The organism is Corynebacterium sp. HMSC035E02, from assembly GCF_001836065.1.
Lineage (GTDB): Bacteria > Actinomycetota > Actinomycetes > Mycobacteriales > Mycobacteriaceae > Corynebacterium > Corynebacterium hiratae.
In genome coordinates this window covers 11,362-24,808 of the sequence record NZ_KV827378.1, presented here as the reverse complement: position 1 = coordinate 24,808, position 13,447 = coordinate 11,362, and the positions used below count along the sequence as shown (strand labels likewise).

General features: G+C 62.0%; 12 protein-coding genes. 6 read left to right on the top strand and 6 right to left on the bottom strand.

Going from position 1 to position 13,447, the window contains the following annotated elements:
• The first annotated feature begins 5 nt into the window (after positions 1-5).
• Genes paaD through HMPREF2635_RS12555 form a run of 6 tightly spaced genes read left to right on the top strand, consistent with a single transcriptional unit; the run spans position 6 to position 5,398 of the window.
• Positions 6-545, top strand: a complete 540-nt coding sequence (gene paaD, locus HMPREF2635_RS12580; RefSeq protein WP_070510120.1) for a 1,2-phenylacetyl-CoA epoxidase subunit PaaD — start codon at positions 6-8, stop codon at positions 543-545.
• A complete protein-coding gene (gene paaE, locus HMPREF2635_RS12575) occupies positions 545-1,705 on the top strand; it encodes a 1,2-phenylacetyl-CoA epoxidase subunit PaaE (RefSeq protein WP_070821871.1) in 1,161 nt (386 codons plus the stop codon). Before paaD ends, paaE begins: the two co-directional genes overlap by 1 nt.
• A gap of 11 nt (positions 1,706-1,716) precedes the next feature.
• The gene (locus tag HMPREF2635_RS12570) at positions 1,717-2,493 is read left to right on the top strand and encodes an enoyl-CoA hydratase/isomerase family protein (RefSeq protein ID WP_070821870.1); all 777 of its coding nucleotides are present in this window, start codon (positions 1,717-1,719) and stop codon (positions 2,491-2,493) included.
• Between the two features lie 60 nt (positions 2,494-2,553).
• Positions 2,554-3,750, top strand: coding sequence for a thiolase family protein (locus tag HMPREF2635_RS12565; RefSeq protein WP_070821869.1), 1,197 nt, complete (start codon positions 2,554-2,556; stop codon positions 3,748-3,750).
• The gene (locus tag HMPREF2635_RS12560; RefSeq protein ID WP_070821868.1) at positions 3,751-4,518 is read left to right on the top strand and encodes an enoyl-CoA hydratase/isomerase family protein; all 768 of its coding nucleotides are present in this window, start codon (positions 3,751-3,753) and stop codon (positions 4,516-4,518) included.
• A gap of 28 nt (positions 4,519-4,546) precedes the next feature.
• Entirely contained in the window at positions 4,547-5,398 is an 852-nt protein-coding gene (locus HMPREF2635_RS12555; RefSeq protein WP_070561852.1) for a 3-hydroxyacyl-CoA dehydrogenase family protein, read from the top strand.
• Here the strand turns inward: HMPREF2635_RS12555 and HMPREF2635_RS12550 are convergent.
• From HMPREF2635_RS12550 to kdpF, 6 genes are read right to left on the bottom strand one after another with little or no spacing between them, the layout of a single operon-like run.
• Positions 5,386-6,123 carry a response regulator gene (locus tag HMPREF2635_RS12550; protein WP_070561854.1) on the bottom strand — a complete coding sequence of 246 codons (738 nt, stop codon included), beginning with the start codon at positions 6,121-6,123 and terminating at the stop codon, positions 5,386-5,388. The two genes, HMPREF2635_RS12555 and HMPREF2635_RS12550, sit on opposite strands and share 13 nt — an antisense overlap.
• Positions 6,120-8,717 (bottom strand): ATP-binding protein, encoded by a 2,598-nt coding sequence (locus HMPREF2635_RS12545; RefSeq protein WP_070821867.1) that lies wholly within the window; start codon positions 8,715-8,717, stop codon positions 6,120-6,122. The genes HMPREF2635_RS12550 and HMPREF2635_RS12545 overlap by 4 nt, the downstream gene beginning before the upstream one ends.
• Before the next feature lie 23 nt (positions 8,718-8,740).
• Positions 8,741-9,292, bottom strand: a complete 552-nt coding sequence (locus HMPREF2635_RS12540; RefSeq protein ID WP_070821866.1) for a potassium-transporting ATPase subunit C — start codon at positions 9,290-9,292, stop codon at positions 8,741-8,743.
• 29 nt (positions 9,293-9,321) lie between these two features.
• Positions 9,322-11,391 (bottom strand): potassium-transporting ATPase subunit KdpB, encoded by a 2,070-nt coding sequence (gene kdpB / locus HMPREF2635_RS12535; protein ID WP_070821865.1) that lies wholly within the window; start codon positions 11,389-11,391, stop codon positions 9,322-9,324.
• A complete protein-coding gene (gene kdpA, locus HMPREF2635_RS12530; RefSeq protein ID WP_371326328.1) occupies positions 11,388-13,100 on the bottom strand; it encodes a potassium-transporting ATPase subunit KdpA in 1,713 nt (570 codons plus the stop codon). Before kdpA ends, kdpB begins: the two co-directional genes overlap by 4 nt.
• Positions 13,100-13,195 (bottom strand): K(+)-transporting ATPase subunit F, encoded by a 96-nt coding sequence (gene kdpF, locus HMPREF2635_RS12525; RefSeq protein WP_039672809.1) that lies wholly within the window; start codon positions 13,193-13,195, stop codon positions 13,100-13,102. The genes kdpA and kdpF overlap by 1 nt, the downstream gene beginning before the upstream one ends.
• Positions 13,196-13,447 lie beyond the last annotated feature (252 nt).

Below are 13,447 nucleotides of genomic sequence, written 5' to 3'. Positions count from 1 at the left end.
TCATCGTGTCCATCACAGATAAATCCCACCCGCTGCGCCCCACGCAGCCTGACGACGCCCACGTGTGGGACGTCGCCGCCGAGGTTCCCGATCCGGAGATCCCCGTGATTTCCATCGCCGACCTTGGAATTCTTCGGGACGCTCGCCTAGATGGCGATACCGCGGTGGCCACGATTACCCCCACCTACTCCGGCTGCCCCGCCATGGAACACATCACGGCGGACATCACCACAGCGCTGACCGATGCCGGCTACGCGAAGGTGCGCGTCGATCTCGTGCTCCACCCAGCGTGGACCACCGACTGGATGACGGAGACCGGCCGTCAAAATCTCAAGGATTACGGCATTGCCCCGCCCAGCGGTAAAACCCGGGCCACGCCGGAAGGTCCTATCCCGCTCACGCTCGAACCGCCGCCGGCCATCGAATGCCCCCACTGTGGCTCCCGCCGCACACGTAAGCTTGCCCAATTCGGTTCCACCTCCTGCAAAGCTCTCTATAACTGCCAGGATTGCTTGGAGCCCTTCGACTACTTCAAGGTGCACTAATGACCACGACCCCGTCTGCCCCCGCAAAGAAGAAGGCCACGTTCAACACCCTGACCGTGTCCGAGGTGCGCGCCCTGACTTCAGACTCCGTGGAGGTTTCCTTCGCTATCCCTCCGGAGCTGCAGGACGATTATGACTACATCCCCGGCCAGTACGTTGCGCTGCGGGCAACCATCGACGGCCAGGAAGTCCGCCGCTCCTATTCCATCTGCGATGTGCCTCGCGACGGCGTCCTGCGCGTCGCCATCAAGCGCGACCGCGGCGGCGTGTTCTCCACGTGGGCCAATGACACCCTGCAGCCCGGCGACACCATGGACGTCATGAACCCGCAGGGCGCATTCACCTCGAAGACCCACCTGACCGGGCTTAACAACCCGGAAGCCGTGCGCGCGGAGCTGGAGAAGCTCGAGAACCCACACCTCGTGGCCATCGCCGCCGGTTCCGGCATCACGCCGATCATGGCGATTGCCCAGACCGTGCTCCACACCTCCCCCGACACCACATTTGAGCTCATCTTTGCCAACAAGGGCGGCGGCGACGTCATGTTCGCCGAGGAGATCGGTGACCTCAAGGACAAGTTCCCTACCCGCTTTGCCGTGCACCACGTCCTCTCCCGCGAGCAGCGCGTCAATCCGCTGTTTTCTGGGCGCATCGATGCTGAAAAACTCCAGACCCTGCTGGATAACGTCGTGCGCACGGACGCTGTCGACGAATGGTTCCTCTGCGGCCCCTTCGAGCTGGTGCAGCTGGTCCGCGATGAGCTGGCCGGCCGCGACGTGGGTGAGAAGGACGTGCGCTACGAGCTGTTTACCACCGGCAAGCCCTCGGGGGATCAGAACCAGGCCGGGCGCCACGTCGAGGTGGATCCGGAAGGCGATAACGTCAGCATCAACTTCCAGCTCGATGGCCTCTCCGGCTCCGTGGAGTCCCCGGTTTCTGCCAACGAATCCCTGCTCAACGCCGCCCTGCGCGTGCGCTCCGACGTCCCCTTCGCCTGCGCCGGCGGCGTGTGCGGCACCTGCCGCGCCAAGCTGGTCGAGGGCGAGGTCGACATGGCGGAGAACTACGCACTTGAGGCCGACGAGGTCAAGGCTGGCTACATCCTGACCTGCCAGTCGCGCCCCACCACGCCGAACATCGTCCTCGACTTTGACGCCTAGGAGTTACACACATGATCGACCTGCACCACGACGCCGAAGCCGGGGTCGTTGAGCTCGTACTCAACAACCCAAAGGCCATCAATTCCCTCGCGGAAGAAGACCTCGCCGAGCTCTCCCGCTGCCTCGATGAGGCCGCGCAGCTTAGCCCCCGCGCACTCATCTTGCGCGGTGAAGGCAAGGGCTTTTGCGCCGGCCGCAACATCAAGGGGCTCAACCCGCGCGAAGACGACGCCACTGCCTACCTCGCGGACGTTGTCACCCCCGTGCTCACAAAGATCGATAACTTCCCCGCCCCCACCTTCGCCGCCGTGCACGGCCCCTGCCTGGGTGTCGGCCTCGGTCTCGCTTTGGCCTGTGACGTCGTCTACGTCGCCGAAGATGCCAAGTTCGGTTCCCCATTCGCCAACCTAGGCGCCACCCTGGATTCGGGCGGGCACTCCCTCTTCGTCGAACGCCTCGGCACACACCGCGCGATGGACCTCATCATCACCGGCGAACTCATCTCCGGTGCGGAAGCGGTGCGCGCTGGCCTCTTCTCCCGCGCGCTATCAGCAGAGGAGCTGCTGGAGTTTACCCGGGGCGTCGCCAAGCGCGCAGCCCACGGCGCGACCCAGGCTTTCCTCACCAGCCGCACCCTGGTCCAGGACATCCGCGATAACGGCACTGGGCTGTGGGCCAGCGTCGATGCCGAGAACATTGCCCAAGGCAAACTCTGCGATACCGAGGACTACTACGAAGGCTTCGCTGCTTTCAACGAGAAGCGCCCGCCGGTCTTCCACGGACGTTAGACCACCAGCGCAGCACGCAGTTCACACAGCGCAGTACACACGAATTAGTTAAGGAAAAACATGACCGCTTACCTCGTTTCCGGATTCCGCACCCCCGTGGGCCGCTACGGCGGCGCACTGTCCTCGGTTCGCCCAGATGACCTCATGGCCACCACCATCAAAAAGACGGTGGAGGAGGCTGGCCTTGACCCCTCCGCGGTGGATGAAGTCATCATCGGCAACGCCAACGGCGCCGGTGAGGAGAACCGCAACGTCGCCCGCATGTCCTGGCTGCTCGCCGGGTTCCCGGACACCGTTCCGGGCATTACGGTCAACCGCCTGTGTGCTTCGGGCATGTCCTCGATTGCCCTGGCCACCGCCCTCGTGGAATCCGGCCAGGCAGATATCGTCGTCGCCGGTGGCGTCGAATCCATGTCCCGCGCGCCTTGGGTCATGGAGAAGCCGAACAAGCCTTTTGCCAAGCCAGGCCAAGCCTTTGATACGTCCATTGGCTGGCGCTTTGCCAACCCGAAGTTCGCAGAGCAGGAGAAGATGACCTACTCCATGCCGGAGACCGCCGAAGAAGTGGCCAACGTCTTCGGCATTAGTCGCGAGGAGGCTGATGCCTTCGCCGTGCGTTCCCAGGAGCGCGCGCTCGCCGCGATTGAGGCTGGCAAGTTTGCCAGGGAAATCGTGCCCATCGAGGTCACCGACCGCAAGGGCAACGTCACCGTGGTCGATACCGATGAAGGCCCCCGCCCAGGAACCACGATGGAGGTTCTGGCCAAGCTGCGCCCGGTGACCTCCCTGGGAGATGTCACCACGGCGGGCAACGCCTCCTCGCTCAACGACGGCGCCTCCTGCGTCATTGTCGCCTCCGACGAGGCCCTCAAGAAGCACAACCTGACCGCCCGCGCCCGCGTGGTGGCCAACTCCGCGCGCGGTGTGCGCCCGGAGATCATGGGCACGGGTCCCATCCCGGCAACCCGCGACGTGCTGGAGCGCGCCGGCTGGGAGCTGGATAGCGTGGATGCCGTCGAGCTCAACGAGGCCTTCGCCACCCAGTCCCTAGCCTGCATCCGCGAGCTGGGCTTGGACGAGGACAAGGTCAACGCCTGGGGAGGCGCCATCGCGCTGGGCCACCCGCTGGGGTCCTCCGGTTCCCGCGTCACGTTGACCCTGCTCAACCGCCTGGAAACGGACGGACTGCGCCGCGGCATCGCCACCATGTGCGTGGGCGTGGGCCAGGGCACCGCGATTGCGATTGAGAGGGTGTAGATGACTACTGCCATTGAGATTTCGACGCGTGGCGAGAACGACGAGATTGTCATCGCCAAGCTCAACCGCCCCGAGGTACGCAACGCCATCGATGAGCAGATGGTGACGGAGTTCCACGAGCTCTGCGCGCAACTCGAATCCGATCCGCGCATCCTCATCATCACCGGCTGCACCGTGGACACCCCGAAGGGCCCTCGCGGCATCTTCGCCTCCGGGGCGGACATCGCGCAGCTTCGTGAGCGCCGTCGCGAGGACGCCCTCCGCGGCATCAACTCCGGCATCTTCCACCGCATCGCCTCACTGCCTGCCCCCGTCATCGCGGCGGTAGATGGCTACGCTCTCGGTGGCGGTCTCGAGCTGGCCTTGGCGGCCGACTTCCGCGTGTCCACGCCCTTTGCCAAGTTTGGGCAGCCCGAGGCCGGATTGGGCATCGCTGCCGCCGCGGGTGCTACCTGGCGCCTCAAGGAGTGCGTGGGCACCCCGCTGGCGAAGGAGATTCTGCTGGCTGGACGCATCCTCAACGGCGAGGAGGCGCTGGCCAACCACCTGGTCAGCGAGCTGCACGAGCCGGACGCGCTTGTCGACGGCGCCCTGGAGCTAGCCGGGCGCATTGCCCAGCAAGACTCGCTCGCCGTGCGCTTGACCAAGCAGCTCATCGCCATGCCGGATGCGGCGCACCCGGCGGTGGATAACATCGCCCAGGCCGTGCTCTTTGAGTCCCCCGCCAAGTTTGAGCGGATGCAGGCCTTCCTGGACCGCAAGAAATAAACCTTCCACTCACAAGGAGATTCAACTCATGTCCTCAGTACTGCAGGTTCCTGCCAAGGTCGGCGTGCTCGGCGGCGGCCGTATGGGCGCAGGCATCGCTCACGCCTTCCTGGCCGCCGGCGCGTCCGTGACCGTGGTGGATATCAACGATGACGCCGTGGCCGCCGCCCGCGAGCGCGTGCACAAGGCCATCCGCGGCTCCCTCGACCGCGGCGCGGAAGGAACCTTCGAATCCTGGGATGAGCGTCTCAGCTTGTCCACCACTGCCTCCGCCTTTGCTGGCTTCGACCTCGTGATTGAAGCAGTTCCGGAGTCGATGGATCTCAAGGTGGCCGCCTTTAGGGATATTGCTGAGGCGGCCCCGCAGGCCGTCGTCGCCACCAATACCTCCTCGCTGTCGGTATCCCAGTTGGCGGAAAGCATCCCCAACGACGTCATCGGCCTGCACTTCTTCAACCCGGTCCCGGCCTCCAAGCTGGTGGAAGTGGTTATTGCCGAGTCCACCCCGGAAGCGCTCGTGGACACCGCCAAGGGCTGGGTCGAGGGCCTGGGTAAGACCGCCGTAGTGGTCAAGGATGCCCCTGGCTTCGCTTCCTCTCGTCTCGGCGTGGCCATCGCGCTTGAGGCTATCCGCATGGTGGAGGAAGGCGTGGCCTCACCGCGCGATATCGACAACGCCATGGTGCTGGGCTACAAGTTCCCCATCGGCCCGCTGGAGCTGACCGATATCGTGGGCCTGGATGTGCGCCTCGGCATCGCCGAATACCTTGAATCCCAGCTGGGTGAGCGCTTTAGCCCGCCGCAGCTCATGCGCGACATGGTCGCGCGCGGCGAGCTGGGCCGCAAGTCCGGCAAGGGCTTCTACAACTACTCCGAGTAGCCACTCCCTCCCGCGCCCGGCTCTGGCACCACGAAGCGGTACCCCAAGCCGGGCTCCGTGAGGAGGAAGGCGGGATTAGCTGGGTCATCCTCTAGCTTGCGGCGCAACTGGGAGGTGTAAATACGCAGGTAGTGCCCCTGCCCCTCAAAGCCTGGACCCCAGATTTCAGAAAGCAGATCCTCTTTGCGTACCAAGCCGCCGTGGGCGCGAAGCAACGTGGTGAGCACGCCCCACTCGGTGGGGGTCAGGTGCAGCGGCTCACCGTCTTTAGTGATGGAATGGCGCGGAACGTCGATCAGAACGTCCCCGGCGCGTACCACAGCGGTCTCAGTGCGCCTCACTGGACTCTGTGGGCTACCATGTCTTAGCGCCACGCGCACGCGGGCCAGAAGCTCCTCCATAGAGAAGGGCTTGGTGACGTAGTCGTCCGCGCCGCGGTCGAGAGCTGCGGCGCTGAACAGCGGATCAGAGCGTGCCGTCAAGATGATCACCGGTACTGCAGACCATCCGCGGATTCCTTCCAACACGACGGTTCCGTCCATATCCGGTAACCCCATGTCCAAGATGACTACGTCTGGCTGCTGCTGTGACACCACCTGCAGTCCCTCAGCACCTGTACGTGCTGGGTGAACCTCGTAGCCCCGAGCCTTGAAATTAATGCTCAGTGTGTTGAGCAGACGCGGGTCATCGTCCACGATGGCGATGCTAGTTTTCTTCGTCGTCATTTTTGTTCTCCTCCCGCGACGGGAAACCGCAAAATAAAGGTTGCGCCCGGGGTGGCAGCTACCTCGATGCTACCGCCCATGGCCTCCACAAAGCCTTGAACAACAGAAAGGCCAAGGCCCACTCCGTTGTCGTTGCTGGTATCACCCAAACGCTGAAACGCCTGGAACAGTTCCTTCTGTTTCTCCGGCGGGATACCCGGTCCTTCATCGCCGACAAGCAGTTCCACCTGTTCGGCGATAGTCTGAGCACTCATCGTCACCTGGCCAGTCGGCGCATAACGCAGGGCGTTATCAAAGAGATTGGCCAAGACACGCTCCATGAGGGCTGCATCCGCGCAGCACGTAACTCCACGCACACTAGGGTCCAAATGGATGCGCCCAATTTGCTCCGGGGAATGCCCAAAGGCGCAGGAAGCGATGGCACGATGAGCCACCTCTGCCACCTCGACGACGTCGTGGCGAGCGGTGATTGCTCCAGCGGTAAGCCGGGAGTAATCCAACAAATTGGTGACCAACCCGGTGAGTTCCTCGATGCTCGCCGCAGTTTCTGCCAAAAGCATATCTTGGTCCTCGGGAGTGAATTCAATGTCGGCATTACGCAATGACGACACCGCCAACTTGGCCGTTGCCAACGGAGTACGCAAATCGTGGCTCACACTCGACAGCAGCGCTCGCCGCAGCTCGTCTGCAGCGGCTATCGCATCAGCGCGCGCGGCCTCAGCAGAAAGCTTTTCGCGGCGAACAATACCCGCGAGATAGCCCGCGACCACGGTGACAAGGCCACGATCCCGGGCAGACAGAGTCGGGCCCGCAAGACGAAGCTGAACCGTCCCATCTTCGCTCGCCACAACGGTGTCCACTGTCTGTTCATGGCGCACTTTCTCGGGAATATGAAGGTGCTTCGAAGTGCGCTCGGGGCTAACTGCGCGCCAGGTGGCAAGGACGTCACCGTTGTCATCCAGCAGCTCCGCTCGACGACAATTGAATGCCTCCCCCACCTTGCGCATCACGGCATCTTTCGGGGAAGAATCTGCACGGCGATTCAACGCGGCACGGGAAAACACCGTAAGCAGCTCAGCATCACGCGCAGCCACAGCTGCATTCGCCCGCTCAATCTTGGCGCGGCGCACAAGAATGCCGACTGCCAGAGCGATAGCCACCATGACCACGGCGATGACAGCGTTAGCGGGATCGGCGATGTCGAAGGTATGGATTGGCTCGGTGAAAAACCAATTGACCGCCAAACCGGAAGCCACCGCCACCACCACGGCCGGCCACAGGCCACCCACCAAACTGACAAGCAGAATGAGTGCAAAGTAGAACGCAGAACAGGTACCTGTTCCCAAGTCCTGGCCGTCAGCCTGCACTAACAACGCAGTGAGTCCGACGAAGGCCAACGCTGAACTAAGCCACGCGATTGCACGCTGCGGGAAGGGCCGGAAAGGATGCAGCATACGTGTGAGCGGAAACGGCTTTTCCGGGGGAAGATTGACAAGGTGGCAGTCAATCGAGCCGGATTCGCGCAGTACTGTCTCTGCTACCGTGCTGTGCCAGTGCACGCCGAAACGCCGCCGCGGCGACACCCCGACAACAAGCTGGGTAGCGTTGACGCTTCGCGCAAAGTTGAGCAGAGCTTCCGGCACGGAGTCCCCAGTAACCTGGTGCAGCCGCGCACCCACATCGTGGGCCAGGGTCTGCAGCCGGGCAAGTTGTTGCGCCGATCCCGCCACCGAAGAGGAACGCGACGTGAAGGAATCACCAAAAACGACGTGGACCACATGCAGTTCCGCCGAAGATTTCGTCGCGATGCGCCGCCCGCGCCGGATCAGGGTCTCAGCATGGGCAACGTTTTGGATGGCCACAACGACCCGCTCACGTGCTTCCCACGTATCGGTGATTTTTTGATCCGAGCGATACGTAATGAGTGCTTCATCAACCTGATCTGCCAGCCAGAGCAGTGCCAACTCGCGCAACGCGGTGAGGTTTCCCACGCGGAAGTAGTTGTTGAGTGCAGGTTCGATGCGTGCTTCGCGGTACACGTGTCCGTCGCTAAGCCGGGTGCGCAGAAGCTGCGGGGAGACGTCGACCAGCTCGATTTCATTCGCAGCACGCCCTACCTCATCCGGCACGGTTTCCTGCGGTGCGATGCCCGTGATCTGCTTGACTACATCGTTGAGGCTCTCCAGATGCTGGATATTGAGAGTCGAGATGACGTCAATTCCGGCATCCAGAATCTCTTCGATGTCTTCCCACCGCTTCTCGTGCTCTTCGTCGCGAGGATTGGAGTGGGCAAACTCATCGACGAGGACTATGTCAGGCTTGCGCTCGATGACTGCGGCGGTATCCAGCTCCCCGGCGGACAGACCGTCAACGGTGCGTCGCGGAATGATCTCCAAACCCTCGCACAAGGCTTTCGTATATGCGCGACCGTGGTCTTCCACAATGCCGACGACAACGTCACGGCCTTGGTTAATCAGCGTGTGCGCCTCACTAAGCATGGCGCAGGTTTTGCCCGCGCCGGGAGCGGCGCCCAACAAAATCTTCAAGGTGCCGCGTTTGGTGCGCGAGGACGGCGCAGTTGCTTCGGTCAACATTGCTTCATCTTATGAGCTGATCTTTATGAACAGGGAGTAGGCGTGGGCAACGACATATTGAGAGTTGTCACATTGACCGTGTCTTCGCCTAGAAACCCGAGGCTGGCATGCTCCGTGTTCTCGGCGATGAGCTTTTCCATCTCTTCCACGCTGATGCCCTGCTCCCGAGCCACACGCGGAGCTTGCAGCTCGGCGTACACGGGGCTGATACCGGAATCCACTCCGGAACCGGAGCCCGTGACGGCGTCGGCAGGGACACGGTCTTCGCTTACGCCTTCCCGCTGGGCAATAGCGGCGCGGCGTTCCTGCATGTTCTTCTCCAGCTCCGTGCTGCTCGTACCGTAGTTACTCATTCCCTCGGCGCGAGGGAAGAAGTAGGGGCCCTCGCTCACCCCGTCTTGGATTTGGGTAGAGCCCACGAGGCACTCTCCTTGGTAGATGAGATTGCCGTCGGCGGACTGCGGTGTGATGCGGGAAATGGCCCACACAGCCGCCGGATAGACCATGCCGAGTGCTACGACGCAGAGCAGCACGGCGACAAAACCGGCAATGAGGTTACGCAGATAAACACGCATTGTTCTTCCTTTTTCTTTGCAGGTTCTCTTTAGAGGCCTGGGAGGAGGGAGACGACCTGGTCAATGAGCCAGATGCCAATGAACGGGGTAATCACGCCGCCTAGTCCCCAAATACCGAGGTTGCGGCGCAACAGGGAGGACGCGGAGGCTGGCTTATACGACACGCCCTTGAGCGCCAAGGGGATGAGCGCGACGATGATGAGCGCGTTAAAGATCACCGCAGACACGATGGCGGACTCAGGCGAATGCAGGTGCATGATGTTGAGGCGTTCCAAGTGCGGCAACTGCGCGGAGAAGAGCGCCGGCAGGATGGCGAAGTACTTTGCCAAGTCGTTGGCCAAGGAGAAGGTGGTCAACGCACCACGGGTGATCAGCAGCTGCTTACCAATGCGAACGACGTCGATAAGCTTCGTCGGATCAGAGTCCAGGTCCACCATGTTGGCGGCTTCCTTCGCCGCGGAGGTACCAGTGTTCATGGCTACTCCCACATCCGCCTGCGCCAGGGCCGGGGCGTCGTTGGTGCCGTCACCGGTCATGGCCACCATGCGGCCTTGCGCCTGCTCTTCGCGGATGCGGGCGAGCTTATCTTCCGGGGTGGCCTCGGCGATGTAGTCATCGACACCGGCTTCCTTAGCAATGGCCGCGGCGGTCAGCGGGTTGTCGCCGGTGACCATGATGGTTTTGATACCCATCTGGCGCAGCTCGGCGAAACGCTCGGCCATGCCGGGCTTGACGACGTCACTCAGCTGCACCACCGCGATCACCTTGCGGCTGCCATCGGATTCTTCCACGGCAACTGGCAGCGGGGTACCGCCGTCTTGCGCAATCTGGGTTACTGAATCCTCGATCTCTTGCGGCCACGCGCCGCCTGCCTCAGTTACCCACTTTCGCACGGCGTCGCCCGCGCCCTTGCGCAGCTTTCTGTTAGCCAGGTCGAGACCAGACATCCTGGTAGAAGCGCTGAACGGGATGACTTCAGCCTTCCGAGCTTCCGCGTCGCCCTCACTAGACAGAGAGTAGTTTTCAGTCAGCCAAGCCACGATGGAGCGGCCCTCCGGGGTTTCATCCGCCAAAGAAGAAATGCGCGCAATCTCTGCAGCGTCGCACTCGTTCACACCCGAAGCCACGATCAGGCCCGTGGCCTGGCGGTTGCCGTACGTGATGGTGCCGGTCTTATCCATAAGAAGCGTGGCGACGTCACCGGCTGCTTCCACCGCACGGCCGGAAGTGGCCAAAACGTTGTGGCGAACGAGGCGGTTCATGCCGGCGATACCCACGGCGGATAGCAGTGCGGCGATGGTCGTCGGGATGAGGCATACCAGCAGCGCGACGAGGGACAGCGGGGACAACTCAGCGCCGGTGAACAAACCCATGGGAGCCAAAGCCGTCACGGCGATGAGGAAGAGGATAGTCAGCGTGGAAAGAAGGATGCTCAGCGCAATCTCATTCGGAGTCTTGCGGCGCTCGGCTCCTTCCACCAGAGCAATCATCGTGTCCACAAAAGTGGAACCCGGTTCAGAGGTGATCTTGACCTTGATGGAGTCAGAGAGCACCACGGTGCCGCCAGTCACGGCGCAGCGGTCACCGCCGGCCTCGCGGACGACGGGAGCCGATTCACCCGTGATAGCAGACTCGTCGACGGTAGCGGCGCCTTCGATGACGTCACCGTCACCCGGGATGGTCTCCCCGGCTTCCACTCGCACGATAGAGCCTCTCGTGAGCTCAGACGCAGGGACCACCTCAATGCCGGAGTCCGTTATGAGGTTGGCAGTGGCATCATCACGCACAGAGCGCAGGCTGTCGGCCTGGGCCTTTCCGCGGCCTTCGGCATAAGCCTCCGCAAAGGCCGCGAAGGCGATAGTGAACCACAGCCATATAGTCACGACCCATCCATAGAAGCTGGGGTTGATGATGGACCACACCGTAGTCAGTGCGGCGCCGACCCACACGACGAACATCACGGGGTTGCGTGCTTGGGCAAGCGGGGACATTTTGCTCGGCAGCGCCTTCAGCGCCGCAGCGGCAAGACCGCTGTTTTTGTCCGCAGTCTTTGTGCGAGGAGCCTTGACCTGCTCAGCGGTCATGGTAGGGGTTGTCATGATAGTGCCTCCGAAATGGGACCCAGGGTGAGGACGGGGAAGAAGGTGAGTGCTGCGACCAGCAGGATGACGCCGATGGTCAACAGGGAGAAGGTGATGCCGGACGTGGGCAAGCTGCCGGCAGTGGTGGCCTGGCGCTTCTGCCCTGCCAGGCTTCCGGCTAGGTATAGGGCGAAGACGATGGGCAAGAAGCGGCCCAACAGCATGGCCAAGCCCAACGTGATCTGCCACCAGGGCTCCGTCACCGTGAGACCTGCAAAAGCCGAGCCATTGTTGTTGGCCGCGGAGGTAAACGCGTAAAGCACCTCAGAGAGGCCGTGCGCATTGTCCGCTGTGCCCGGCGCGCCGAAGTTGGTTGCAGAAAGCTCAACCAGCTTGCGCTGCGCCACGGAGGCTCCGACGCCCACGAGGACTAGAACCGGCATGGTGAGGATGTAGAGGCTGACTGCCGAAATTTCCTTGCGTCCAATCTTGTTGCCCATAAACTCCGGTGTGCGGCCGACCAGGAGACCGCCGATGAACACTGCTAGGATGGCCACAATCAAGAGGCCATAGAGGCCAGTGCCCACACCGCCTGGAGCGATCTCACCCAGCAGCATGTTGAGGATGAGCAAGCCGCCGCCCAGCGGGGAATAGCTATCGTGCATGGAGTCCACCGCACCCGTCGAGGTACCCGTGGTGGACACGGCGAACAATGCCGAAGCGTCAATGCCAAGGCGCTGTTCGATACCTTCCATGTTGGCGCCTGCCAACTGGGAAGCACCGCCGACGAGGGTGTGCTGTGCCCAGGTCACTAGGACAACCATCACGGTCCACAGACCACCGGCAACGCCGAGCAGCGTCCACGCGTGCTTCTGCGATTTAAGCATCACGCCGTACGTGCGAATCATGCAGAAAGAGATGACGAGCAGGGAGAAGATCTCCACCAGGTTGGTAAAGCCCGTTGGATTCTCAAACGGGTGCGCCGAGTTAGCTCCGAAGATGCCACCACCGTTGGTGCCCAGCAGCTTAATAGCTTCTTGGCTGGCCACAGGAGCACGGGAGATATCCACGCCAGAGTCAGTGACCAGGTTGGATCCAAAGGTTTGCATGGTTCCGCCAAGGATGAGCACGGTGGAGATAATGAGTGACAGGGGAAGCAGGATGCGAACCAGACCACGGGTGAGGTCCACCCAGAAGTTACCTATGAGCTTCTGGCCATCCTGCGTTGCCGCCACGTCGCGCTGGTAACCCAGGTGGCCGATGCCACGGATCAACGCAACAGCCACGCACATGCCCACAGCAGCCGAGGCAAAGTTTTGTACGGTCAGGCCCAGCATCTGCGAAGCATTGGTCAGGGTGTCTTCGCCGGAATAGGACTGCCAGTTGGTGTTGGAAGTAAAGGAGGCCGCAGTGTTGAAGGCCATCCACGGCTCCACTGCGTCTTCGCGGGCGTTGCCAAAGCTTGGCAGCACTGCTTGGAGCCGCTGCACTGCGTAAAGAACCAAGACGGAGGCCAGGCTGAAGCCCAGCAGCGCACGAGTGTAGTTCTTGGCGTTATGGCCCCGGTTGGGGTCAACCCGCAAAATTCTGTATATGAGGCGCTCGACAGCCCAGTCTTTTTCAGAGGTATAGGTACGAGCCATCCAGTTACCAAGCGGCACATAAGCCGCCGCTAGAAGGGCAAAGAGGGCGAGGTACTGCGGTGCTACCGCCACAATGCTGGCGATCATGCGAAACGCTCCGGGTCAATAAGAGAAATGATGAGATAGGCCACGAGCGCGACAACAATAATGAGCCCGATAACCGCTGTGATGGTGTTCATGATTTACGCGTCTCCGTCCATAAACTCGTTGATGGCGGAGGGAGCGCTAAATGTAAGGACCACGATCACGATGACCAGAATGTCCAACATGTGGGAGAGACCCCCTTGGGTGAAAGCAATACAAGGTGTGCCCGGTGCCCCAGAGCATCGAGCGCCGGTGCTGGTGAGCACCTGCCGAGCATTGACGTTAGGCCCGCTCCCCCCTAGACCTACGGGTTATTTGCGGCATCTTTACACCCCTTGACCCCGATT